The following is a 24,745-nucleotide window of genomic DNA, read 5'->3' on the forward strand; positions in this document are numbered from 1 at the left end:
TCCCCAACCGCACAAGGCTTTCCACCACCAGACATGCATCCAATGGTCCTATCCGGTATTAGACCCAGTTTCCCAGGCTTATCCCGAAGTTGAGGGCAGATCACCCACGTGTTACTCACCCGTTCGCCACTCGAGTACCTAGCAAGCTAGGCCTTTCCGTTCGACTTGCATGTGTTAAGCACGCCGCCAGCGTTCGTCCTGAGCCAGGATCAAACTCTCCAACAAAACCCAATCAAAACAACCAGGCCTCAAAAGACGCTCAATCCAGACACCAACAAACATGGCATCCAAAAAAACAAAAAACAAAACAAAAACAACCACCCACCCCACAAACCCCCCACCCCCAACAAAAGGGAACAGAAAGCTCATACAGTGGGCCAGCCATTCAAAAAATGGCACTAAACAATCCACCAACACACTATCAAGTTCTCAAAGAACACACATCCACGGATCTACCAGCTCAGCGAGCCGGCGGTTGTCCGCAAACTTGTTCGTTAGGATTCGTTGCCCTGTTCTGAGGCAACTTTTCCAGCCTAGCAGAGTCATTCGACGCTCGCAAACCCGAAGGCTTGCTACGTTTCGCGACTAGCGCTAGATCCCTCGTTCGTCTTACCCAGGCAGCAAGCTGCCCGGAAATTCGAGCTTGGGGGCGGTCTGCGCAAACCCGGTTTCCCTTCCGCCGGTCGTTGGTCCCTGTGGGACTCGCTCCGGGGCGGCGCCGTGGCGCGCTGACTTAGAATAAGTTACGCACCGCCCGACGATTGTGCAAATCGTCGTTTCGACACCCGTGATCGGCCCGTATGCGATTGCCGCGCAACAACTTTCAGCGTGGGCGCCATCGCAGATCCGTCGATCGACGGTAAATTACATCGATGTGATCTAGGGCACTTGGGCTGGTCTTCTTCACAACACTGCAGGTCACGGCCTGTTTTGCGCGTCGAACCGATATTTGGATTCTTTTGCGGAGACGCGCACCACCTCGACACGACCGGCCGTACGGACCCGAAAACGACCGATGACCCGCCCCAGTACAGCTGGGCGGGTCATCGTTGATCGGTTGTGGACCAAGCCTATTCGGCGGCTCGGATCAGACGACCCGCTCGATCTTGCCGCCGAGCGCACGCAGACTCTCGACGAAATCGGGGTACCCCCGATCGATGTGGAACACGTCATGCACCTCGGTCACGCCGTCGGCGACCAGGCCGGCAAGCACCAGCCCGGCGCCGGCGCGGATGTCCGACGACCACACCGGCGCGCTCGACAGCTGGTCGATTCCCCTGATCACCGCGTGATGACCGTCGGTGCGGGCATCGGCGCCCATCCGCACCATCTCTTCGACGAACCGGAACCGCGCCTCGAACACGTTCTCGGTGATCACCGACATCCCCTCGGATACCGAGGCCAGGCCGATGGCCATCGGCTGCAGGTCCGTGGGGAATCCCGGGAACGGCAGCGTCGACACGTTCACCGCGGTGGGCCGTTCCCGCTGCAGAACGCGGAATCCGTCGGGATAGGTGTCCACCTGCGCCCCGGCCTCCCGCAGCTTGTTCAGCACCAGCTGCAGGTGCGCCGGGTCGACTCCGCGCACCGTGACGTCGCCCTGTGTCATCGCCGCCGCTATCCCCCATGTCGCACCGACAATGCGATCACCGATCACCCGGTGCGTCGTCGGATGCAGCTGCGGAACCCCGGTCACCGTGAGTGTCGAGGTGCCGGCGCCGTCGATCCGGGCCCCCATCTGCTGCAACATCACGCACAGGTCCACGATCTCGGGCTCCCGGGCGGCGTTGTCGATCGTCGTCACCCCCTCCGCCAGCACCGCGGCGGTCAGGATGTTCTCCGTGGCACCCACCGACGGGAACTCGAGCGATATCGGTGCCCCGATCAGCGAATCCGCCTCGGCCACAACGCATCCGTGCTCGATGACGCTCCGCGCTCCGAGCTCGCGCAGACCGGCCTGATGCATGTCCAGCGGCCGCGAGCCGATCGCGTCACCGCCCGGCAGCGCCACCACCGCCCGATGCGCCCGCGCCACCAGCGGTCCGAGCACGCAGACCGACGCGCGGAATTGCTTGACCGCGTCGAAATCCGCGTGATGCTTCGGCACCGCCGGCGTATCGATCCGCACCACGTCGCCGTCGAGCTCGACCTCCGCACCGAGTCCGCGCAGCACGTCGGCCATCAACGGCACATCCGCGATCTGCGGGCAGTTGGTGATGGTCGTGACGCCCTCGGCCAGCAGCGCGGCGGCCATCAGCTTCAGCACACTGTTCTTGGCCCCGCCGACCGACACCTCGCCGGTCAGCCGGGCGCCGCCGGTCACCAGGAATCGATCACCCACGGCTCGTCCCCCTATCGCCCGCGTCGGTACGCGGATCGCGTGCGCTGCTCAGGGCTCGACCTCGCCGGACTCGGCCAGCGTCTTCAGCTGGCGCAACCCCTTCTCGAAGTCCTTGCCGACCAGCTTGTCCAGGTTGAACAGCTTGGAGAAGATCTTGTTGATTCCCGAGTTGGTTCCCGACATCCGCCAATCGACCACGGTCGAGCTGGCGTCCGGCGACTCGGTCAGCACGAAGATCACCGTGTTCTGCGCCTTCCACGGCCGCGCGAAGTTCAGGTCCAGCGCCAGACGATCGGGGCGGTCGGCGGAGGTGATCGTCATCGTCCCCTCGCCGGCCTTGCGGTTGCCCGACCAGTGATAACCCGATCCGACCCCCGCCTCGGGGCCCGAATAGCTGCGCTCCATCTTCGGATCCAGCCCCTCCCAGGGCGACCAGTCCTGCCACCTGCGAAAGTCGTTGAGATACGGAAAGATTCGCGCAGCAGGCTGGCTGATGGCAATCGATCGTTCGATCGTGAAGGGCGTCGCCGACATACCCGGGATCCTATTAGATTGGCAGGGTGAACGTTCACCTCACACGGATCTACACCCGCACCGGCGACGACGGCTCCACCGGACTGTCCGACTTCAGCCGCGTACCCAAGACCGACCTGCGGGTCGCCGCCTACGCCGACTGTGACGAGGCCAACGCCGCGCTCGGCGTTGCCGCGTCCCACGTCGGCGATGGATGCGACGACATCGCCGCGATCCTGACCCGGGTACAGAACGACCTGTTCGACGCCGGCGCCGACCTGTCGACCCCGGTCGTCGACGATCCCAAGTACCCCCCGCTGCGGATCGAACCCGCCTATATCGAGCAACTCGAGGCCTGGTGCGACGAATACACGGCGCAGCTGCAGCCGCTCACGTCATTCATCCTGCCCGGCGGCTGCGCGCTCTCAGTGCACCTGCACGTGGCTCGAACCGTCGTCCGTCGGGCCGAGCGGTCCGCCTGGGCGGCGATCGAGGCACATCCCGACGACACGTCGGTGCTGCCCGCCAAGTACCTCAACCGACTGTCCGATCTACTGTTCATCCTCAGTCGAATCGCCAACCGGCGCAACAAGATCGACGACGTACTCTGGAAACCCGGCGGCGAACGCTAGCCAGTCGAGCCCACCCCTGTCGCTAGTCGAGATCCGATCGCCGGTCTGCCAAGGCGGAGGAGGCCCGCAATAGTGCGGTCCTATGCGGGCCGAACGACAACGCAGGCAGGCGGCGATCGGGCTCGACTAGCGGGTGCGGCGCTGGCGGCGTCCGGAGGGCCTTGATTCGAGCCAGGACTGCATCGCGGTGGCCGCGCCGGACTCCAGCGCCACCTCGAACGTCTGCGGGCCCGAGGTCAGTTCCAGGATCACCAGATCGGCCCCGTCGTGGCCCAACAGCGGCCGTTCGGCGATACTCGGCATCCGCCGACCGTGCGGTTCCAGTGTCTGCCGGCCGTAGATCTGCGACGGGCCCGGCCGGATATCCCGTAGTCGGTAGTACTCGATGGATTCGTCGCCATAGCAGATGACGCCGTGCCGCCAGCCGTGATCGCCGCGCGCCGGCAGATCCCGCAGCGCCACCGCGGTACCCACGCCGCGCATCCGGCTCAACCGCCGGACGCCGATCGCCAGCACCACCCCGGCGATCACCACGCATGTCAGCAGAATGATCACCGCGATGATCATCAAGACATGCATCACGCCGACCTACCTCCCGGATATTCACGACTGGCCCGGATCTTCAACAGGTCCGGATCTTCACAACTGGCCCCCGCCCACCAACCAGATTGCCATAGGAAAGAAAACGGGCCCCGTCCGGATCTGATCCGAACGGGGCCCGTCACTTGCTTCACATCAAGGTGCAGCAGCGACTACTTGGTCGCGCTCAGCTGCTCCACTGCCTTCAGCCGGGATTCGGCGCGCAGGTAATCCTCGGAGCCCTCCTCGGCCGACTCCAGAACGGCCTTCTCGGCGTCGACATCGACGTCTCGAGCCCATTCGGCCGACTCGGCCAGCACAGTCACCGACTCGCCGGTCACCGAGAGGAAGCCGCCCTGGACCGCAGCGACCCTTCGGACGCCGTCCACCTGTTCGATGACGACGAACCCGTTCTCGACCAGCTGACCGAGCAGCGGCTCGTGGTTGTGCAGCACGCCCAACTCGCCCTCGGTGGTCTGTGCGATCACGAAGGTCGCCTCGCCGGAGTAGATGCGCTCCTCGACCGCGACGACCTCCACCTGGAAGCTTGCGTCAGCCATTTCCTAGTATCCTTCGCGCTTTACTTGCCGGCGAGCTTCTTGGCGGCCGCCTCGACGTCGTCCAGGCCACCGAGCGAGTTGAACGCCTGCTCCGGGTAGTGGTCGAACTCGCCCTTGCACACGCGGTCGAACGCCTCGATGGTGTCTGCGAGCGACACGACCGAGCCGGGCTGACCGGTGAACTTCTCGGCGACGATGAAGTTCTGGCCGAGGAACCGCTGCAGGCGACGGGCGCGCTGAACGGTGACCTTGTCCTCTTCCGAGAGTTCGTCCATACCGAGGATGGCGATGATGTCCTGCAGCTCCTTGTACTTCTGCAGGATGCGCTTGACCTCGTTGGCGACGCGGAAGTGCTCGTCGCCGACGATCGAGGCCTCCAGGATGCGCGAGGTCGAGGTCAGCGGGTCGACGGCCGGGTAGATACCCAGCTGCGAGATCGGCCGCGAGAGCTCGGTGGTCGCATCGAGGTGGGCGAAGGTGGTCGCCGGCGCCGGGTCGGTGTAGTCGTCGGCGGGGACGTAGATCGCCTGCAGCGAGGTGATCGAGCGACCCTTGGTCGAGGTGATCCGCTCCTGCAGCTCGCCCATCTCGTCAGCCAGGGTCGGCTGGTAACCGACGGCCGACGGCATGCGGCCGAGCAGCGTCGAGACCTCCGAGCCGGCCTGGGTGAACCGGAAGATGTTGTCGATGAACAGCAGCACGTCCTGGCCCTGAACATCGCGGAAGTACTCCGCCATGGTCAGCGCAGACAGGGCCACGCGCATACGCGTCCCCGGCGGCTCATCCATCTGGCCGAACACCAACGCGGTGTCCTGGAGAACGCCCATCTCCTCCATCTCGAGATGGAGGTCGGTGCCCTCACGGGTGCGCTCACCGACGCCGGCGAACACCGACGTGCCGGAGAACTCACGCGCGATACGGGTGATCATCTCCTGGATCAGAACGGTCTTGCCGACACCGGCGCCACCGAACAGACCGATCTTGCCGCCCTTCACGTACGGGGTCAGCAGGTCGATGACCTTGATACCGGTCTCGAGGATCTCGGTCTTGCCCTCGAGCTGGTCGAATGACGGAGGCTTGCGGTGGATGCCCCACTGCTCGCCGTCCCGGCCGGTGCCCGGCGCGTCCAGGCAGTCGCCCAGCGCGTTGAACACGTGCCCCTTGACGACATCGCCGACCGGCACCGAGATCGGCTTGCCGGTGTCGCGAACCTCAGCGCCGCGGACGAGGCCGTCGGTGGGCTGCATCGAGATGGTGCGCACCAGGTTGTCGCCGAGGTGCTGCGCGACCTCGAGGGTCAGCGTCTTGGCCACCGACGGCAGCGTGATGTCCGCGTGCAGCGCGTTGAACAGCTCGGGAATGGCGCCCCGCGGGAACTCCACGTCGACGACCGGGCCGATGACGCGCACGACGCGCCCGGCGAGGCCGGAGGCCGTGCCGCCGGCCGGGGTTTCGGTTACTGCTGTGGTCATGTCGTCACTTCCTGTGTGTATGAGTCTTTAGTTCGCGAGAGCGCTTGCGCCGCCGACGATCTCGCTGATTTCCTGAGTGATCTGCGCCTGCCGCAGCTGGTTCGCCTCGCGCGAGAGGGTCACCACCAGCTCCTCGGCGTTATCGGTCGCCGCCTTCATGGCCGTCCGCCGCGCCGCGCTCTCGGACGCCGCCGAATCCAGCAGCGCCGCGTAGATGCGGGTCGTCAGATACTTCGGCAGCAGCGCGGTCAACAGGCTGTCCGCGCCCGGCTCGTAGCTGTAGTTGCGACCGAAGCCCTGGCCATCGGCCGTGTCAGGGGAATCGTCCTCGGTCACGACCAGCGGCGCCACCCGGTGCACCTCGGGCTGCTGGGTCAGCATCGACACGAAGCTCGTGTAGACGATGTGCAGCTCGTCGACGCCCTCGATGGCCTTCGCGCCCTCGACGATCGACGGAACCTCGTTGCCCGATCCCGCGCGGAAGAGCTCCACCAGGTGCTTCGTCGCCTCGGCTGCGTCGCTGTAATGCGGCTGCTGCGAGAAGCCCGTCCACGACCCGGCGATCTCCTGGTTGCGGAAGTTGAAGTACGAGACGCCCTTGGAGCCCATCACGTACAGCACCGGCGTCTTGCCCTCGTCTGCAAGGAGATTGAGCAGTTCGCGGGTCTCGCGCAGCACGTTCGAGTTGTAGCCACCACACATGCCGCGGTCGCTGGTGACCACCAGCACGGCCGCACGCTTGGGGTTCTCGCGCTCGGTCAGCAGCGGGTGATCCAGCGATCCCGAGTTGCTGGCCAGCTCCGAGAGGACCTTGGTCATCTCTTCGCTGTACGGCTTGGAAGCCGCGACCCGCAACTGCGCCTTGCTGATTCGCGAGGTCGCGATCAGCTCCTGCGCCTTGGTGATCTTCTTGGTCGACTGAACCGACTTGATCCGCGACCGCAGCTCTCGGATGCTAGCCATCGCTCACCTTCTGTCTCGTAGAGATCGTCGGGGTCATCACTTGCGGTTGACCTTGATCTCTTCCTTGTTGACCGCCTCGGCTTCCAGCGTGTGTGCCTTGGCCTCGTTGACCACCCGGGAGCCGTCGCTGGCCAGGAAGCTCTGCTTGAACTTGTCGGTCTCGGCGACGAGGGCCTCGGCCTGATCGTCGGACAGCTTGGCGCCGCCGGCGATCGAGTCGTAGACGCCCTTGGCGCTGTGGTGCAGGTGGGTCAGCAGCTCGGCCTCGAAGCGGCGGATGTCGCCGACCGGCACCGAGTCGTAGTGGCCCTCACCGCAGAGGTAGATCGAGACGATCTGGTCCTCGACGGGCACCGGCGAGTTCTGGTCCTGCTTGAGCAGCTCGACCCAGCGGGCGCCGCGGTCCAGCTGTGCCTTCGACGCGTCGTCCAGGTCGGACGCGAACGCGGCGAACGCCTCGAGCTCACGGAACTGGGCCAGCTCCAGACGCAGCGAACCGGAGACCGCCTTCAGACCCTTGGTCTGGGCGGCGCCACCGACACGCGACACCGACGTACCCACGTTGATCGCCGGACGGACACCCTTGTTGAAGAGGTCCGACTCCAGGAACACCTGGCCGTCGGTGATCGAGATGACGTTGGTCGGGATGAACGCCGAGACGTCGTTGGCCTTGGTCTCGATGATCGGCAGACCGGTCATCGAACCGCCGCCGAGCTCGTCGGACAGCTTGGCGCACCGCTCCAGCAGACGCGAGTGCAAGTAGAAGACGTCACCCGGGTACGCCTCGCGGCCCGGCGGGCGACGCAGCAGCAGCGAGATGGCGCGGTAGGCCTCGGCCTGCTTGGTCAGGTCGTCGAACACGATCAGGACGTGCTTGCCCTGGTACATCCAGTGCTGGCCGATGGCCGAGCCGGTGTACGGCGCCAGCCACTTGAAGCCGGCCGAGTCGGAGGCCGGAGCCGCAACGATGGTGGTGTACTCCATCGCGCCGTTCTCTTCCAGCGACTGCTTGACGCCGGCGATGGTCGAGCCCTTCTGGCCGATCGCGACGTAGATGCAACGGACCTGCTTGGTCGGGTCGCCGGTCTCCCAGTTCGCCTTCTGGTTCAGGATGGCGTCGATGCAGACCGCGGTCTTGCCGGTCTTGCGGTCGCCGATGACCAGCTGACGCTGACCGCGGCCGATGGCGGTCATGGCGTCGATGGCCTTGATGCCGGTGGCCAGCGACTCCTCGACGGGCTGGCGCTCGAGCACGGTGGCGGCCTGCAGCTCCAGGACGCGCTGCTCGTCGGCCGCGATGTCGCCCTTGCCGTCGATCGGCGCGCCCAGCGGGTCGACCACCCGGCCCAGGAACCCGTCGCCGACCGGCACCGACAGCACGTCGCCGGTACGGCTGACCTGCTGGCCCTCTTCGAGGTGGGCGAAGTCGCCCAGGATGACCGCACCGACCTCGTCCTCGTCGAGGTTCAGGGCCACGCCCAGGGTTCCGCCGGAGAACTCGAGCAGCTCGTTCGCCATGGCGCCCGGCAGTCCGCTCACGTGTGCAATGCCGTCGGAGGTGTCGGCGACAACGCCGATCTCCTCACGGGAGGCCTGCGCCTCAAACGACGAGACGTACTGCTCGATCGCTCCCTTGATCTCGTCCGATGAGATCGTCAACTCCGCCATGAGTTACTCGTTCCTCTAGTTCTTCCAGTTGGTCTGGTGATGGATGGTGGTCTGATGCGCCGGCGGTTACCGGGGCAGGCTTTCGGCAGCCTTGGCCAGCCGGGTGGCGATGTCGCCCTCGATGACCTCGTCGCCGACGGTGATCTTGAGTCCGCCCAGCAGCGCGGCGTCGGTCTCGGTCTGCACCGAGATCTCCCGCCGGTAGACGCGGCCCAGGACGGTCGCCAGGCGCGTGTTCTGCGCGTCGCTCAGTGGAGCGGCCGCGATGACATGCGCGACCGACTCGCCGCGGCGCGCGGCGGCCAGCTCGGCGATGTCGGCGACGGTGCCGTCGATGCGGTGGATACGCGCCAGCCGCACGGTCTGCGTGAGCAGGGCGTTGGTGTGCGCGTTGACCTTGCTGCCCAGCACGCTGTTCAGCAGCTGCAGCCGACCGTCGAGCGGGGTGGTCGAGTCCGACAGCAGCCCGGTCAGCTGCGGCTCGGCGACCAGCAGGCGGCCGGCCCGGAAGAGCTCGTCCTCGGTGTCCTCCAGCTTGCCGTCGCGCTCCGCGGCGACCAGCAGACCGGCGCGCGCGATGCGCTCGAGGCCCTTGGTGAGGTCCGACGCCTGCGACCACTTGGCGGCGGCCGCGCTGCGGACCACGTCCAGGGCGATCGGCGAGATCTTGCCGCCGAACAGCTGGTCGACCATGGCGTGCTTGGCGGCGGTGTCGTCCGACGGTTCGGCGAGGTGCTTGCGCAGCACCGGCTTGTCCTTGAGTACCTCGGTCACCGCCGCGAGATCGTTTGCGGCCGTGGTGACTTCGTCGATCGACTTGCCGGCGATGGCGGTGTCGAACTGCTGCTGGACACTGCCCAGCGCGTCGCGGCTGGCGGCACGCAGCGAGCGGTTGCCGAACTGCTCGGCAATAGCCGCCGAGTCGGCGCCGTCCTGCGCCATGCGCTCGAGTTCACCGATGAAGCGGTCGACCGAATCGGCCTGTGCGGCGGGATCTTTCAGATGTTCGCGAACCAGCGAGCCGGCGACGTCCACCGACGCCAGACCGAGGTCGGTACGCAGGTTGCGGACGAGGTTCGCCCGGGTGAGGTCGGCCTGCGCCGTACCCTGTGCGCCGACTCGCGCGACTTCCTTGTCGGCCTGCGTCTTCATCTCTTCGGCGATGGCCTGCGCGTCGCCGCGGGCTTCCTCACGGATGGCACTCGCCTCGGCGCGGGCTTCCTCCAGCGCCTTGGCATGGGCTTCCTTGGCCTGCGCGAGCTGGGCCTTGGCCTCGTCGTGCTCGCTGATGTGCGCAGCAATGGTCTCCTGCTGGGCAGCCATGGCCTTCTTCACCGGCGGCCGCACATAACGCCACAGGATGAAGACGACTACCAGGAAGCCGACCAGCTGACCGATAAAGATCCCCATGAATTAGTTCACCGATCCGCTTGGTTGTGCCTGCTTGGAGGCGATGTTCTGCAGAGATGCCGACAGCTTCGGGTCCGTCGTGACGTCGAAGCCGAGGACCCGGCTGGCCAGGGTCGCCGACAGGTTCGCGACGTCCTTGTGGGCCTCGGCCGCGGCGCGCTCGCCTTCGGCTTGCAGGCGCGCCGAGGTCTCCGCGTTGACCGCGTCGGCCTCGGCGGTCGCCCGCTGCCGCATCTCGTCGAGATTCTCCCGCCCCTTGGCCCGGGCCGCGTCGCGAATCCCGGTGGCCTCGGTGCGGGCGTCCTTCAGGGAGTCGACGTACTGCTGCTGAGCAGCCTCGAAGCCGGCTGCCGCCGCCTTCTGATCGGCCGCCGTCTCGGCGACCATCTCCGCGCGTTCCTTCAGGACCTTGCTGATGGGCGGCACGACGAAGAACCAGATCACTCCGAGCACGATCAAAAAGATGATCACCTCGGCGAAGAAGGTCCCGTTCGGGATCAAGAAGTTGTTGGTCTTCTCGCCCTCTTCGGCCGCCGCCAGGACAAGGCTGCTCATGGCTCTATCGACTCCTCAGATGTACGTAAACGACTGACGCTGAAGGGTTATTAACCCGTCTTGCCCTTGATCGGGGTGGCGAAGACGAACAGCGCCATGAACGCCAGGTTGATGAAGTACGCCGCCTCGACCAGACCGACGGTGATGAAGAACGGGGTGAAGAGGCGGCTCTGAGCCTCCGGCTGACGAGCGATGCCAGCGATCAGCTGAGCACCGGCCAGACCGTCACCGATACCGGCACCGATGGCGCCACCGGCCATGATCAGACCGCCGCCGATGAGGGCTCCTGCGCCAACGAGATTCGGATCCATTGCTTTTCCTTTCAACGTCCGGTAGCTGACCTACCGGATTTGCTTACGGACCGACAGGGTGTCTGCCGGATTGTGCGGAGCCGACGACGGGTGCCGCCGGCGGGGGTTCTAGTGCTCGTCCTCCAGCTCCATCGACTGGCCGAAGTACAAGATCGTCAACAGCGCGAAGATGAACGCCTGGATCAGGCCGACGAACAGGTCGAAGGTCTTCCAGATGGCGTTCGGCGCCCACAGGATGTACGGCGGGAACAGCGTGATCAAGGCGACCATCACGCCACCGGCGAACATGTTGCCGAAAAGACGGAGAGAGAGCGAGACCGGCTTGGCGATCTCCTCGATGATGTTGATCGGCATCAGGCCGGCCGCGTGACCCTTGGCCAGGCGGACCGGGTGGCCGATGAGCCCGCGGCGACGGAAGCCGGCCGCGTGGTACCAGACGAACACGACCAGAACCAGCGCGTAGACGAAGTTGACGTCAGACGCCGGCGGCCCGAAGAGCTCGGTGGCCTTGCCGTCCTTGCCCCACTGCACCGGTAGCACCGAGAGCCAGTTGGAGATCAGGATGAAGGTGAACAGCGTGACCGACAGCGGCAGCACGAACGGGGCGATCTTCATGCCCACGGCCGACTCGATCTGGCCGCGCATCTGGGTGGTCAGCGTCTCGAAGAACAGCTGCACGCCGCTGGGCATACCCTTGGTGCTGATGCGCGAGCGCACGTAGAACGCCATCGCGATGATGATCAAGGCCGCGATCCCGGTGGCCAGGATGGTGTCCCAGTTGAAGGTCATTCCGATGAATTCGACCGTCTTGTGGTGACCGACCTCGATCTTGCTGCCTTCGTCGGCAAGCACTTCGGTGTTCGCGGCGAGAGTGATCATGAGCTCTGACGTAGTCCTTTCATCACGGGAATCACCGTGTGCAGCACAAGCACGACCTGCGTCAGGGCGAGTCCGAAGACCACCCCCAGGCCTGCGGGACGGAACAAGAATGCGATCACCAGCGCGATGACCGTGAAAATGGCCAACCGCACCGCGGTGTTGAGAACAAGCGGACGCTTACGCGGGTTCTCCTCTGCGGTCAGCGCGGTGACGGTGGAGAGCACCATCGCGGCGTTGCCGAGGCTGAGAACGGTGCCGAGCAGCATCCAGAGGCCGAAGGCGAGCCAATGACCACCGACCGCGAATCCCGCGCCGATCACGACGGCCACGACGGCGCCGGAAACGATGGCAGGACGCACCAATCCCGGACGAGCCAGCGGGGCCGGCGCCGAGTCGGGTGCAGACGATGCATCCCAGGAATCGAGGGTCAAGCTGCCTCTCCTAGTTGGGCGGAAGATCGCATGCAGGCATGACGGGCTTCCGCTCGATGTGTTGTGACCATATCAACACGGGCCAGCGGGAACATCACCGGGTGCTGATTCGTTTGCCCGATTCCGCCCGCGACCCTGTCTCCTGGTCTACTACGCCCCATAGTAATGCATTGTCCGATTCTCGCAGAATCGGGCCAACCCGGCATTCGCGGTGTCAGTGGGCTCCGGCCATCCGGCGCCGCAGCCGCGGGACGATCGTGGCGAACAGCGCGACGATCAGCCCCCCGGCGAGCAACGGCGTCACCACCGACCACGGCGCCATCGAACTCGCCGCGGCGCTGAACGCCAGCACGGCGACCCAGAGGTAGATCAGCAGGACCACGCGGCGATGCGTGTGCCCGATCTCCAGCAGCCGGTGATGCAGGTGCATCTTGTCCGGGGTGTAGAAGCCCACGCCCGACCGGGTCCGGCGGACGATCGCCATCAGCATGTCCAGCATCGGGATGAACATCACCGCGAGGACCAGCACCAACGGCGACAGCAAGGTGAACATGTCGGCCGGACCGTAGGCGTTGATCGCGATCTTGCCGGACGCGCTGGTGGACGCGGCGGCGAGCATCAAGCCGATCAGCATCGACCCGGAATCGCCCATGAATATTCGGGCGGGCTGGAAATTATGCGGCAGAAAGCCGAGACAGGCGCCGGCGAGCGCGGCCGTGATCAGCGCCGGCGGGTAGTAGCTGACGTCGCCGCCCTGGTCGTGCAGCAGGCCGAGCGAGAACAGGCAGATCGCCAGGGCCGCGATCAGCCCGAGCCCGGCGGCGAGGCCGTCGAGGCCGTCGACGAAGTTGATCGCGTTGATCGTGGCCACCGTGATGGCGATGGTGAGCAGGCCCGATTGCACCGAATCGAGGACGACCGTGCCGACATTGCCGAACGGCACGGCCAGCAGGTACCAGCTGACCCCCATCACCACCAGTACGCCGGCAGCGGTCAGCTGCCCGACGAACTTGGTGAGTGCATCGATCCCCCATCGGTCGTCGATGATGCCGACCACCACGATCACCGCGCCGGCGACCATCGTCGCAGTCATGTCGTTGGTGAAGCCGTTGGCATAGTCGAACCCGCGGGTGAGTGCCGGGAGCTCCTGCGCCAGAAAGAATGCCGCGAGCACGCCGATATACATGCCGACGCCGCCGAGCCGGGGGGTCGGCACCGCGTGCACGTCGCGCTGACGGGGCACGGCCACGGCGCCGACGTGGGTGGCGACGGGGCGGACCAGAGCGGTCGCCAGATAGGTGATGACCGCAGCGGTGAGGCCGACCAGCGCGAGCTCGCGCAGCGGCACGCCCGCTCCCGCCGGATTCGCCGTCGACATCCCATTCGCAACCGTGGACACGGATGCGTAGGCGTGGGTCATCGCGGCATGCATCGCAATCACGGTACCTTTTGCGACGCCCTCAGGCGCGCAGGCTCTCAGCGGTCACGCCGGCGACCTCGGCGATGTCCTCGACGCTCACCGCGCCCTCGCGCAGCACTCGCGGCTGCGCTCCGCTGAGATCGACGATCGTCGACGCCACGCCGTGGGTCGCGGGCCCGCCGTCCAGATACAACCCGACCTTGTCGCCCAGCTGCGCCTGCGCCTGCGCGACAGTCGACGCCGGGGGCTGCCCGGACACGTTCGCGCTCGACACCGCCATCGGCCCGACCTCGCGCAGCACCTCGATCGCCACCGGATGCAGCGGCATCCGCAGCATCACCGTGCCGGCCGTATTGCCCAGGTCCCAGGCCAGCGACGGCGCCTGCTGCACCACCAGGCTCAGTCCGCCGGGCCAGAACGCGCGGGTCAGCTCCCGGGCGGTCGGCGAGACCGACAGCACCAGGCCGTCGATCGTGTTCCAGGAGCCGACGAGCACCGGCACCGGCATGTCACGGCCGCGGTTCTTCGCCGCCAGCAGCGCCGCCACCGCGTCCGAATCGAATGCGTCGCAGCCCAATCCGTACAACGTGTCGGTGGGCATGACGATGAGTCGGCCCGACTTGGCGGCGCCTACGGCCGCGCGGATGCCGGCATCCCGGGTCGACGGGTCGGTGCAGTCGAATAGCGTGCTCACGACCCCGATCCTTCCACGTCCACCGATACGGGCGCCCGGCCGGTGACGAAGCGCGGCCGACCGGCCAGGTCGGTCCGGCCCGCGACGTCGTCGAACCCGGTCGTGCGCAGGACCGCGGCGACGCGGTCGCCGGTGGTGTCGTCATGCTCGATCGCCACCGGGGCACCCGGCCGCGCGATGGCCGCGATGGCGGCCGCCATCGGCCCGATCACGGACATCCCGTCGGTCCCGCCGAAGAGCGCGGCATGCGGATCGTGCTCGCGGACTTCGGGATCCAGCCCGTCGGCGGCTCCCGTCGGGATATATGGCGGATTGCTGACGATCAGCCCGGCCGTCGATGCGCCCACGGCCGCGACCACCGCGTCCCGATCGGTGACGTCGACCTGCTGCATGATGATGCGATCGGCGATGTCGGCGGGCTGCGCGGATACGTTGCGACGCAACCAGACCAGGGCCTCGTCAGACAGTTCCAGGGCGTGCACGCGCACGTTCGGCAGTTCGTGCGCCAACGCGATCGCCAACGCGCCGCTGCCGCTGCACAGATCGACCGCGATCGCGGGCGAGGTGTGTCGCGCCTGCACCAGCGCCCACTCCAGCAGCGCCTCGGTCTCCGGCCGCGGCACGAACACCCCCGGCCCGACCGCCAGTTCCAGCGGGCCGAACCAGGCGTGGCCGATGATGTGCTGCAGGGGTTCTCGTGTGCAGCGCCGCGCGAGCGCCGCAGCGAAAGCCTCCTGCGCGCCGGGATCGACCGGTCCGGTCGTGATCAGCCGCCCCCGGTCGATGCCCAGAACGTCGGCCAGCAGCAGCTCGGCATCCACCGCCGGCGATGGCACGCCTGCCGCGCTCAGCCGCCCCGCGGCATCACGCAGCAGATCCCTTACCGCGACACCGGATTCGGTCACTCGGCCTGCAGCCTGGCTTGGCGATCGGCGGCGACCAGCGCGTCGAGCAGCGCGTCCATGTCGCCGGCGAGCACCGCATCCAGGTTGTGCGCCTTGTAGCCGATGCGATGGTCGGTGATCCGGTTCTCCGGGAAGTTGTAGGTGCGGATCCGCTCCGAGCGGTCGACCGTACGCACCTGTGCCGCACGGCCTTCTGCGGCCTCGGCGTCGGCCGCCTCTTCGCGCGCGGCCTGCAGCCGTGCCGCGAGCACCTGCATGGCGCGCGCCTTGTTCTGCAGCTGCGACCGCTCGTTCTGACAGGTGACGACGATGCCGGTGGGCAGGTGGGTGATTCGCACCGCGGAGTCGGTCGTATTGACGCCCTGACCACCCTTGCCGGAGCTGCGGTACACGTCGATGCGCAGCTCGGACTCGTCGATCTGCACCTCCTCGACCTCGTCCGGCTCGGGATAGATGAGCACGCCGGCCGCCGACGTGTGAATCCGCCCTTGGGATTCGGTGACCGGCACCCGCTGCACGCGGTGCACACCGCCCTCGAACTTGAGCCGGGCCCAGACGCCGTCCGGGCTCTCGTCGCCCGGCTTGGACTTGATCGAGATCGACGCTTCCTTGTAGCCGCCAAGATCAGACTCGGTGACGCCGAGGATGGTCGCCTTCCAGCCATGCCGCTCGCAGTACTTCAGGTACATCCGGGCCAGGTCGGAGGCGAACAGGGCCGACTCCTCCCCTCCCTCACCGGATTTCACCTCGAGGACGACATCGTCGCCGTCGTGCGGATCGCGGGGCGCCAGCTGGTCGGTCAGCGTCGCCTCCAGCTCGTCGACCAACTGCTCCAGCTCCGGCACCTCGGCGGCGAAGGCCGGATCGTCGGCCGCGAGCTCGCGGGCCGCCTCCAGGTCATCCTGTGCCGCTTTGAGTTTGGTGTAGGTCGCCATGATCGGCGACAGCTGGGCGAACCGCTTGCCGACCCGGCGCGCGGCGGCGGGATCGTTGTGCAGCGTCGGATCGGACATCTGGGCCTGCAGGCCCTCGTGCTCGGCGAGGATGTCATCGATGGCGGACGGCTGGGTGGTGCTCACGGAACTCCCTGACAGCGAGGTGGACGGACTGATGGCTGAAAGCACCAACGCCCGACCTGCGCGCGGGCAGATCGGGCGTTGGCGAGACAGCTACTTGCTGGCGTCTTCCTTCTTGGCAGCGTTGCGCTTGCCGTAGCGCTGCTCGAACTTGGCGACGCGGCCGCCGGTGTCGAGGATCTTCTGCTTGCCCGTGTAGAACGGGTGGCACTGGCTGCAGACCTCGACGTTGATGCGCCCGCTGGTGGCGGTGCTGCGGGTGACGAAAGTGTTGCCGCAGCCGCAGACCACCGTGGTCTCGACGTAGTCGGGATGGATTCCCTGCTTCATGGTGTCCCTTTCGTGGTCGCCGGGTCACCAGCGCAGCTGGTGTGAACCGGAACCGGACGGTTGTGGCGGCTTCGACGGAAGCCACCGCTGGTTGACCGGGCAATTATGCCAGAAGCCACGGCGAGAAGACCAATCGTCGTCGCCGAGCATCTGGCCCCGGACTCCCAGGTGAACGCACAGGTGACGGCGGCTATTCCGCCGGGTCGTCGGCGCTGGTCCCGGACTTGTCGGTATCGGCGCCGGACTCATCGGCGGCGGTATCGGACTCGTCGGCGACGGCATCCGACTCGTGCTCTCCGATTCCGGACAGGGGCCAGCCTCCGGCGGCAAGCTTGGCCGCCACCTGCCGCAGTTCCTCTTCGGCCGGGGCGGCGTTGGTCACCTTGACGATGGCGGCCTCGATCTGCTCGCGGTCGAGCGAGCCCTCGGGGCGGTCGGCGAGCAGATGACCGAGCACCTGCGCCAGCTCCGCCTCCGACAACGAGTTCTTGAGCAGGGCGAGCAACGGGAAGTAGTCCTTCGGCGGAACGCCCTTGGGGTATCCCGACCGCATCCAGCCCAGGATGTCGAGGACGGATCGTTTCTCCATGGTGTTCACTTACGCATTCTCAATCGATGGTCACTTGTGCCGGAACGGCGGGAAGTGATGGAAGTCAATGATCATGCCATGGCCTTGGGCGATGATCGTCGCGATGCCGAACACGACCGCCAGGATCACCACCGTAAACGCGACGAACGCGAGCACCGCGCCCGCCGGGTTGCCCTTGCGGACGCTGTCGTCCGCGTTCTGATTTCCCGCCGCGAGCGCCACACCGCGCACCCCCAGGGCGAACAGCGCCGGCAGTCCCGCGCCCAGGATCAGTCCGATCGCCAGCACCTTCCATGCCGCATCCCAGAGCTCGGCGAACGTCGTCATGTCACACCGCCTCTTTCTCGTCCAGCGCGCGGGAGTCGGCCGGCGGCGCCGGCGCGGACTTGTCGTCCCAGTCGTCGTTGACGTTGGTGGCATCGACCGGCTGCTGCTGGGCGCGCCAGTACATATAGCCGGCCAGCGCCAGCAGGATCGCGAACATCACGTAGGGCCCGGCGTCCGGTATCCGATCGCCGATCTCCCACATGATCGCGCCCACCACGGCCGCGGCGGGCAGCGTGACCACCCAGGCGGCGACCAGCCGGGCCGCGACGCGCCAGCGCACGCTGGCGCCCGGTTTGCCGACACCCGAGCCGAGGATCGAACCCGTGGCCACGTGGGTCGTCGACAGGGCGAATCCCATTCCGGTGGAGGCGAGTACCACCGTTGCGGACGCGGCTTCAGCCGACATCCCCTGCGGCGGACTGATTTCCACCAGTCCCTTGCCGAGCGTACGGATCACCCGCCAGCCACCGACGTAAGTGCCGAGCGCGATCGCACACGCACAAGCAACCTTGACCCACAGCGGAATCCCGTGCAGATCGTGCCAGGCGAAGGGGCCGCTGGCCGACTTGTCGTCCCAGCTGTAGGCGATCACGGCGAGCGTGATCACGCCCATCGTCTTCTGCGCGTCGTTGGTGCCGTGCGCCAGCGACAGCAGCGACGACGTGCCGATCTGACCCCAGCGGAAACCCTGCTCGGTGAACTTGGTCGCGACTCCGGCCACCAGCTTGTACACCAGCCAGGTGCCGATGCCGGCCACGATTCCCGCGATGAACGGGGAAATCAGCGCCGGCAGAATCACTTTGCCGACCACGCCGTCGAGCTTGCCGTCGCCGTTCCAGACGACACCGCTCATGCCGAGTGCCGCAATGGCCGAGCCGATCAACCCGCCGAACAACGCATGGCTGCTCGAACTCGGCAGGCCGAGCAGCCAGGTGAGCAGGTTCCAGACGATGCCGCCGATGAGGCCCGCGAACACGATGATCAGCAGCGCGTGGCCGTGGTCGGCGACCATCGAATCGACCGGTGCCCCTTGGGAACTGCCGGAACTCTGCTGAATCTTGATGACCGAGTTGGTCACGGTCAGGGCGACCGACACGGACAGGAAGGCCCCGACGAGATTGAGGATCGCCGACAGCGCGACCGCGGTCTTGGGCTTCAATGCGCCGGTGGCGATCGACGTGGCCATCGCGTTGCCGGTGTCGTGGAAACCATTGGTGAAGTCGAAAGCCAGAGCGGTCACGATCACTAACAACAGAATGACCAGTTCGTTGCTCATAGCATTGATTGTGCTTGACGAGGGCGGCGCCGACCAAACGAATCGCCATATCGAGAAAACGATGTGACCTGCGCAAACGACTGCGATTCGACATGGTTCGCCGACGATTCACGCCATCTCGGCGCACGTCCGGATATCGCGTTGCGCGGCATTCCGGGCATACCGGGAAACGACAACGGCCGCCCCGGAAACCCCGTGGCGGCCGCTGTCGTCAGATCGTCAGTCCTCCGCGGCGGTGCCGGGAGTGTTCTTCTGCACCTGCATCAGGAATTCGATGTTGTTGCGCGTCTTCTTCAACTGGCTGATCAGCAGATCGATCGCCTGCTGCGAATCGAGTCCGGTGAGCACCCGGCGCAGCTTGTGAACGATCGCGAACTCCTCCGGCGACATCAGGAGCTCGTCCTTACGGGTGCCGGACGGCGTGACGTCGACGGCCGGGAACACCCGACGTTCAGCGATCTTGCGGTCCAGCTTGAGCTCGGCGTTGCCGGTGCCCTTGAACTCCTCGAAGATCACGGTGTCGCCCTGCGATCCGGTCTCGACCATCGCCGTGGCGATGATCGTCAGCGAGCCGCCGTTCTCGATGTTGCGCGCCGCGCCGAGGAATCGCTTCGGCGGGTACAGCGCGGTCGAGTCGACACCACCGGAGAGGATGCGGCCCGACGCGGGCGACGCGTTGTTGTACGCGCGACCCAGACGGGTGATCGAATCCAGCAGCACCACAACGTCTTTGCCCTGCTCGACCAGGCGCTTGGCACGCTCGATGGCGAGCTCGGCGACCGAGGTGTGGTCTGACGGCGGGCGGTCGAAGGTCGAGGCGATGACCTCGCCCTTCACCGAACGCTGCATGTCGGTGACCTCTTCGGGACGCTCGTCGACCAGGACGACCATCAGGTAGCACTCAGGATTGTTGACCGAGATCGCATTCGCGATGTCCTGCATGATCGTGGTCTTGCCGGCCTTCGGCGGCGACTGGATCAACGCACGCTGACCCTTGCCGATCGGCATGATCAGGTCGATGACGCGGGTCGTCAGCCGCTCGGGCGTGGTCTCCAGGCGCAGGCGCTGATTCGGATACAGCGGGGTCAGCTTGGAGAATTCCGGCCGCTTCTTCGCGGACTCGACATCCGATCCGTTGACGGTGTCCAGCCGCACCAGCGGGTTGAACTTCTGCCGCTGATTGCTCTGCGACTCACCGTCTTTGGGCACCCGGACGGCGCCGGTGACGGCGTCGCCGCGGCGCAGGCCGTTCTTGCGGATGAGATTCATCGACACGTAGACATCGTTCGGGCCGGCCAGATAGCCGGAGGTCCGGACGAACGCGTAGTTGTCGAGCACGTCGAGGATGCCCGCAACCGGTTGCAGCACATCGTCTTCGGAGATCTGCGGCTCGCCACCGTCACGATCGCGTCCGCGACGACGCTCCCGGAACCGACGACCGCGACGACCGCGACCCTCGCCGTCCCCGTCATCGGGGCCCTGGTTGCGGTTGCCGCCGCCCTGCTGGTTGCCGCCCTGCTGGTTGCCCTTGTTCGAGCCCCCCGAATTCGACCCGCCGTCACCGGACTTGCGGTCATTCTGGTTCTGGCGATCGTTCTGATTCTGGCGGTCGCTGTTCTGGCGGACGCTGTTCTGGCGATCGCCCCCCTGGCGGTCATTGCTCTGCCGGTCATTGTTCTGGCCGCCCTCGCCGCCGTTGCCACGACGACGCTGCCGCTGGCGGTCGCCGCCCTGGTTCGCCTCGGCGCCGTTGTCGTCACCGGCAGCATCTGCGGCACTGGTGGCCTCGGCGGGCTTGGTATCAGCGGGCTGGGCGTCGGCGGGCTTGGTGTCCTCGGTCGGCGCAGCGGCGGCCGGCGCGGCATCGGCGGCGGGCTTACGCTCCTCGGCCACCGGCTTCTCCGTCGCACGGTCGGCGGCAGGTGCCGGCGCGGCGGCGGCGCCACGGTTGCCCGATCCGGCGCGGTTGTCGACCGCGGCGCGGTCGGTGATGGCGGCGATCAGATCGCCCTTGCGCATCCCGGAGATTCCCTTGATCCCGAGATCGCTTGCCACTGCACGCAGTTCGGGCAGCACCATCGACGACAGACCGCTCGTTGGATGCCCCGACCGGTCAGTCTTCACAGTCGGGCTGATGTCCGTTTCCGTCACGGATGTCCTTTCGTTCCCCCGGCATGAAGGCGGAGGCTTGGTCTCGTTCATGGACGAACGAGGCAGGTATCTGGTCTGACGGACCCCCGGCGCATCGCACGATCCGTCGCCGCAGGTCAAGCGCGGCGCGAAGCGGGTGATCGGTGGAAGTCCAAACCTGGACCCGGACGCTTCCGGCAACGGCTGTCAGACGTCGCCAGTACATCGTTTGGGGGTCCGCATGGTGTCACACGGTCAGACCTGACCATGGTAACTACCACGTCAGCAGTGGGCAACACCGCCACACCCAGGAGTTATTCCCCGTAGGCCGACCGGAGGTCGGTCAGGAGACCTCGACGGGACCGGCGACGTCCAGCGCCAACACCGAAAAGCCCAGCTCACCGGCCGTCCCGACGGCCCAGTCCGGGAGCTCCCGGTCGGTGATCGCGAGAACCGTGGGTCCGGCCCCGGAGATCATCGCCGGCACGTCATCGGCCCGCAGCCGCGCCACCAGCTCCGCCGACGGCATCATCGCGGGCGCCCGATACGGCTGGTGCAGCCGATCGTCGGTGGCCATCATCAGCAGCGAGGGGTCGGACTGCAGCGCGACCACCGCCAACGATGCGCGGCTGACATTGAAGACCGCGTCGGCCCGAGGCACGGTGTCGGGCAGCAGTCCGCGGGTCTCGTTGGTCGACGATTCGACCGCGGACACGAACGCGTATGCGCCGATCGTCGGATGCACCTCGACTCGGCGGGCACCGTAGATGTCCCCTTCGTGGCTGGTGTCCGTCCACGACACCACCGCCCCGCCGAGCGCGCTCGCGGCCGCGTTGTCCGGGTGTCCCTCGAACTCGCCGGCCAACTGCACCAGCTGGGCATCCGAAAGCGCCGGGGCCACACCCGATTTCGCCAGTAGTCCGGCGGCGGCGGCCAGGCCGGCCACCGCGGCCGACGCCGACGATCCCAGACCGCGCGAATGCGGAATCACGTTGCGGCACTCGACCTTCAGACCCGGCACCGAGGCGCCGACGGCAGCCAGGCCCCGATTGATCGCCCGGACCACCAGATGTCGTTCATCCAGCGGCACCTGTCCGGCTCCCTCGCCGGTCACCGAGACCTCGACGCCGGAATCGACCACCGTCACGTCGACCTCGTCGAACAGCCCCAGGGCGATTCCCAGACAGTCGAACCCGGCGCCCAGGTTCGCGGACGAGGCCGGAACCCGCACTGATACCGACACACCCGCCGGCACCGGGACCACCCCGTCGGTCTGCACCGCTGCTGCTGTCATCGGTTCGATCAGCCCACTTCGAGAGCGGCGGCCACGGCCACCGGGTCGACCGGAATTGCCTGCACCTCAGGCATATCGGCGAGCGCGGTATCCGGATCCTTGAGGCCGTTGCCGGTCACGGTGCAGACCACCAGCTCCCCCGGCTGCACCCAGTCGTCGGCACGCGCGGCCAGCAGACCCGCCACGCTGGCGGCCGACGCAGGCTCGACGAAGACGCCTTCCTTGCCGGCCAGCAGCCGATACGCCTCGAGCAGCTTCTCGTCGGTGGCGGCGCGGAACTGCCCGCCGGACTCGTCCTTGGCCGCCATCGCCTGATTCCAGCTGGCCGGCGAGCCGATACGGATCGCGGTCGCGATCGTCTCCGGGTTCGGCACCGGTGCGCCGTGTACCAACGGAGCCGCGCCCGCGGCCTGCGTCCCCAGCATGCGCGGCCGCGATCCGGCAACACCGTCGGAGTGGTACTCGCAGTAGCCCTTCCAGTACGCGGTGATGTTGCCTGCGTTGCCGACCGGCAGCGAGTGCACGTCCGGCGCGCGGCCCAGGACGTCGACAATCTCGAACGCGGCCGTCTTCTGTCCCTCGATGCGCGCCGGGTTGACCGAATTCACCAGCTCGATCTCGGTGAACTCCGAGGTCGCCTTGCGGGCGAGCTCGAGACAGTCGTCGAAGTTGCCCTGCACCTGAATCACCTTGGCGCCGTGCATGACCGCCTGGGCCAGCTTGCCCATCGCGATCTTGCCCTCGGGAATCAGCACCGCGCAGGTCAGACCCGCGCGGGTGGCGTAGGCGGCCGCGGACGCCGACGTGTTGCCTGTCGAGGCGCACAGCACGGCCTTCTTACCGGCAGCGACTGCGGTCGTGACCGCCATCGTCATGCCGCGGTCCTTGAACGAACCGGTCGGGTTGAGACCCTCGACCTTGAGATACACCTCGCAGCCGGTCATCTCGCTGATCACCGGAGCGGGCACGAGCGGCGTGCCGCCCTCCTGCAAAGTGATGATCCGCCAGTCGTCACCGACCGGCATCCGCGAACGGTATGCCTCGATCAGGCCCGGCCAACCCGGCTTACTCATTGGTTCCCTCCAGTCGCAGCACACTCGCCACGTTCAGTACGACGTCCAATTCCTTCAGGGCCGCAACGGTCTCCGACAACGCGGCATCGGGTGCGCGGTGCGTCACCACGACCAGCCGGGCGCCGTCGGGCCCATCGGTGAGTCCCCCGCCGCCCTCCTGGCGCACCGTCGAGATGCTGACGTCGCGGCGTGAGAACTCGTTGGCGACGGCCGACAGCACGCCGGGGCGGTCAGCGACCTGCATCGACACGTAGTACCGCGTTGGCACCTTGCCGATCGGCGCGGCCGGCAACGACGCATAAGTCGACTCCAGCGGGCCACGACCGCCGTACACGCGGTTGCGCGCGGCCATCACCAGATCGCCGAGGACGGCCGACGCCGTCGGCGCCCCGCCTGCGCCCTGGCCGTAGAACATCAGGCGACCTGCGTTCTCCGCCTCGACGACAACGGCGTTGAAGGCGCCGTTCACGGTGGCCAGCGGATGCTCGAGCGGCACCAGCGCCGGGTACACGCGGGCCGAAACCTGCTGTGCACCCTCGGCATCCACGATCCGTTCGCAGATCGAGAGCAACTTGATGGTGCAGCCCAGCTGCTTGGCCGACTGCAGATCCTGCGCGGTGATCGCGGTGATGCCCTCGCGATACACATCGGACGCCGTCACCCGGCTATGGAAGGCGATCGACGCCAGGATCGCCGCCTTGGCCGCCGCGTCGTAGCCCTCGACATCGGCGGTCGGATCGGCCTCGGCGTAGCCCAGACGGCCGGCCTCCGTCAGCACGTCCATGTAGTTGGCGCCGGTCTCGTCCATCGCCGAGAGAATGAAATTCGTTGTGCCGTTCACGATTCCGGCAACCCGATTCACCACGTCGCCGGCCAACGACTGCATCAGCGGGCGGATGACCGGAATGGCGCCGGCGACCGACGCCTCGAAGTACAGATCGACCCCCGCGTCCGCGGCAGCGGCGGCGAGCTCGCCGGTGTAGTCGGCCAGCAGCGCCTTGTTGGCGGAGACCACCGACTTGCCGGCGTCAAGCGCGGTGCGGATCAGCTTGCGCGGCAGTTCGATTCCGCCGATCAGTTCGACCACGAGATCGACGTCATCACGCTGCACCAGCTCCAGCGGATCATCGGTCAGCAGCGCGGGATCGACGCCGCGGCTGCGGCTGACATCGCGCACCGCGACGCCGCGCAGCTCCAGCGGCGCCCCGACGCGCGCCTCCAGATCGGTCGCATTCTCCTGCAGAATCCGGACGACCTCGGCCCCGACGTTGCCCATGCCGAGCACGGCAACGCCGATCGGGTTCATACCGGTCGCGT

At 66.8% G+C, this 24,745-nt stretch carries 25 protein-coding genes and 1 rRNA gene; 1 reads left to right on the plus strand and 25 read right to left on the minus strand.

Annotated elements, in window-relative coordinates:
* The 3 genes from G341_RS0117945 to G341_RS0117955 all read right to left on the minus strand — a co-directional run.
* Window positions 1-225 (minus strand): 16S ribosomal RNA (locus G341_RS0117945); the annotation flags it as partial.
* A gap of 862 nt (window positions 226-1,087) precedes the next feature.
* Entirely contained in the window at window positions 1,088-2,341 is a 1,254-nt protein-coding gene (gene murA / locus G341_RS0117950; RefSeq protein ID WP_018180552.1) for a UDP-N-acetylglucosamine 1-carboxyvinyltransferase, read from the minus strand.
* A gap of 48 nt (window positions 2,342-2,389) precedes the next feature.
* On the minus strand, window positions 2,390-2,875 hold the full coding sequence (locus G341_RS0117955) for an SRPBCC family protein (RefSeq protein WP_018180553.1): 486 nt from the start codon (window positions 2,873-2,875) through the stop codon (window positions 2,390-2,392).
* Between the two features lie 26 nt (window positions 2,876-2,901).
* Between G341_RS0117955 and G341_RS0117960 the strand changes: the two genes are divergently transcribed.
* On the plus strand, window positions 2,902-3,486 hold the full coding sequence (locus G341_RS0117960) for a cob(I)yrinic acid a,c-diamide adenosyltransferase (RefSeq protein WP_018180554.1): 585 nt from the start codon (window positions 2,902-2,904) through the stop codon (window positions 3,484-3,486).
* 126 nt (window positions 3,487-3,612) lie between these two features.
* Here G341_RS0117960 and G341_RS0117965 read toward each other — a convergent pair whose 3' ends face one another.
* The 22 genes from G341_RS0117965 to G341_RS0118070 all read right to left on the minus strand — a co-directional run bounded on the left by G341_RS0117965 (window position 3,613) and on the right by G341_RS0118070 (window position 24,734).
* Entirely contained in the window at window positions 3,613-4,065 is a 453-nt protein-coding gene (locus G341_RS0117965) for a DUF2550 domain-containing protein (RefSeq protein ID WP_018180555.1), read from the minus strand.
* A gap of 173 nt (window positions 4,066-4,238) precedes the next feature.
* Complete coding sequence (locus G341_RS0117970; protein WP_026303847.1) at window positions 4,239-4,625, minus strand: F0F1 ATP synthase subunit epsilon; 387 nt, start codon at window positions 4,623-4,625, stop codon at window positions 4,239-4,241.
* 20 nt (window positions 4,626-4,645) lie between these two features.
* Window positions 4,646-6,097, minus strand: a complete 1,452-nt coding sequence (gene atpD, locus G341_RS0117975; protein ID WP_018180557.1) for a F0F1 ATP synthase subunit beta — start codon at window positions 6,095-6,097, stop codon at window positions 4,646-4,648.
* A gap of 27 nt (window positions 6,098-6,124) precedes the next feature.
* Window positions 6,125-7,060 (minus strand): F0F1 ATP synthase subunit gamma, encoded by a 936-nt coding sequence (locus G341_RS0117980; RefSeq protein ID WP_018180558.1) that lies wholly within the window; start codon window positions 7,058-7,060, stop codon window positions 6,125-6,127.
* Window positions 7,061-7,096: 36 nt separating this feature from the next.
* Window positions 7,097-8,728, minus strand: coding sequence for a F0F1 ATP synthase subunit alpha (gene atpA / locus G341_RS0117985; RefSeq protein WP_018180559.1), 1,632 nt, complete (start codon window positions 8,726-8,728; stop codon window positions 7,097-7,099).
* 66 nt (window positions 8,729-8,794) lie between these two features.
* Window positions 8,795-10,138: a F0F1 ATP synthase subunit B/delta gene (locus tag G341_RS0117990; RefSeq protein WP_018180560.1), complete on the minus strand. Its 1,344-nt coding sequence runs from the start codon at window positions 10,136-10,138 to the stop codon at window positions 8,795-8,797.
* Window positions 10,139-10,141: 3 nt separating this feature from the next.
* Window positions 10,142-10,693: a F0F1 ATP synthase subunit B gene (locus tag G341_RS0117995; RefSeq protein ID WP_018180561.1), complete on the minus strand. Its 552-nt coding sequence runs from the start codon at window positions 10,691-10,693 to the stop codon at window positions 10,142-10,144.
* Between the two features lie 50 nt (window positions 10,694-10,743).
* Window positions 10,744-11,004, minus strand: coding sequence for a F0F1 ATP synthase subunit C (locus tag G341_RS0118000; protein WP_018180562.1), 261 nt, complete (start codon window positions 11,002-11,004; stop codon window positions 10,744-10,746).
* 108 nt (window positions 11,005-11,112) lie between these two features.
* Window positions 11,113-11,883 (minus strand): F0F1 ATP synthase subunit A, encoded by a 771-nt coding sequence (gene atpB / locus G341_RS0118005; RefSeq protein WP_018180563.1) that lies wholly within the window; start codon window positions 11,881-11,883, stop codon window positions 11,113-11,115.
* Window positions 11,880-12,314, minus strand: a complete 435-nt coding sequence (locus G341_RS0118010; RefSeq protein ID WP_026303849.1) for an ATP synthase subunit I — start codon at window positions 12,312-12,314, stop codon at window positions 11,880-11,882. The genes atpB and G341_RS0118010 overlap by 4 nt, the downstream gene beginning before the upstream one ends.
* 214 nt (window positions 12,315-12,528) lie before the next feature.
* A complete protein-coding gene (locus G341_RS0118015) occupies window positions 12,529-13,746 on the minus strand; it encodes a glycosyltransferase family 4 protein (protein ID WP_018180565.1) in 1,218 nt (405 codons plus the stop codon).
* A 28-nt stretch (window positions 13,747-13,774) separates the two neighbouring features.
* On the minus strand, window positions 13,775-14,428 hold the full coding sequence (locus tag G341_RS0118020) for an L-threonylcarbamoyladenylate synthase (RefSeq protein WP_018180566.1): 654 nt from the start codon (window positions 14,426-14,428) through the stop codon (window positions 13,775-13,777).
* Window positions 14,425-15,333 carry a peptide chain release factor N(5)-glutamine methyltransferase gene (prmC, locus tag G341_RS0118025; RefSeq protein ID WP_018180567.1) on the minus strand — a complete coding sequence of 303 codons (909 nt, stop codon included), beginning with the start codon at window positions 15,331-15,333 and terminating at the stop codon, window positions 14,425-14,427. The genes G341_RS0118020 and prmC overlap by 4 nt, the downstream gene beginning before the upstream one ends.
* Window positions 15,330-16,412, minus strand: coding sequence for a peptide chain release factor 1 (prfA, locus tag G341_RS0118030; protein WP_018180568.1), 1,083 nt, complete (start codon window positions 16,410-16,412; stop codon window positions 15,330-15,332). Before prfA ends, prmC begins: the two co-directional genes overlap by 4 nt.
* A gap of 90 nt (window positions 16,413-16,502) precedes the next feature.
* On the minus strand, window positions 16,503-16,739 hold the full coding sequence (gene rpmE / locus G341_RS0118035) for a 50S ribosomal protein L31 (protein ID WP_018180569.1): 237 nt from the start codon (window positions 16,737-16,739) through the stop codon (window positions 16,503-16,505).
* 190 nt (window positions 16,740-16,929) lie between these two features.
* Window positions 16,930-17,328, minus strand: a complete 399-nt coding sequence (locus G341_RS22480; RefSeq protein WP_018180570.1) for a DUF3349 domain-containing protein — start codon at window positions 17,326-17,328, stop codon at window positions 16,930-16,932.
* 30 nt (window positions 17,329-17,358) lie between these two features.
* The gene (locus G341_RS0118045; RefSeq protein ID WP_018180571.1) at window positions 17,359-17,655 is read right to left on the minus strand and encodes a hypothetical protein; all 297 of its coding nucleotides are present in this window, start codon (window positions 17,653-17,655) and stop codon (window positions 17,359-17,361) included.
* Between the two features lies 1 nt (window position 17,656).
* Window positions 17,657-18,931: an inorganic phosphate transporter gene (locus G341_RS0118050; protein ID WP_018180572.1), complete on the minus strand. Its 1,275-nt coding sequence runs from the start codon at window positions 18,929-18,931 to the stop codon at window positions 17,657-17,659.
* A gap of 219 nt (window positions 18,932-19,150) precedes the next feature.
* Entirely contained in the window at window positions 19,151-21,133 is a 1,983-nt protein-coding gene (gene rho, locus G341_RS0118055) for a transcription termination factor Rho (RefSeq protein ID WP_081622608.1), read from the minus strand.
* Between the two features lie 271 nt (window positions 21,134-21,404).
* Window positions 21,405-22,355 carry a homoserine kinase gene (thrB, locus tag G341_RS0118060; RefSeq protein WP_026303851.1) on the minus strand — a complete coding sequence of 317 codons (951 nt, stop codon included), beginning with the start codon at window positions 22,353-22,355 and terminating at the stop codon, window positions 21,405-21,407.
* Between the two features lie 8 nt (window positions 22,356-22,363).
* A complete protein-coding gene (gene thrC, locus G341_RS0118065) occupies window positions 22,364-23,428 on the minus strand; it encodes a threonine synthase (RefSeq protein WP_018180575.1) in 1,065 nt (354 codons plus the stop codon).
* Window positions 23,421-24,734 carry a homoserine dehydrogenase gene (locus G341_RS0118070; protein WP_043452050.1) on the minus strand — a complete coding sequence of 438 codons (1,314 nt, stop codon included), beginning with the start codon at window positions 24,732-24,734 and terminating at the stop codon, window positions 23,421-23,423. The genes thrC and G341_RS0118070 overlap by 8 nt, the downstream gene beginning before the upstream one ends.
* Window positions 24,735-24,745: the final 11 nt, after the last annotated feature.

It is taken from the genome of Jongsikchunia kroppenstedtii DSM 45133 (genome assembly GCF_000380485.1).
In the GTDB taxonomy this organism is placed as follows: Bacteria; Actinomycetota; Actinomycetes; order Mycobacteriales; family Mycobacteriaceae; genus Jongsikchunia; species Jongsikchunia kroppenstedtii.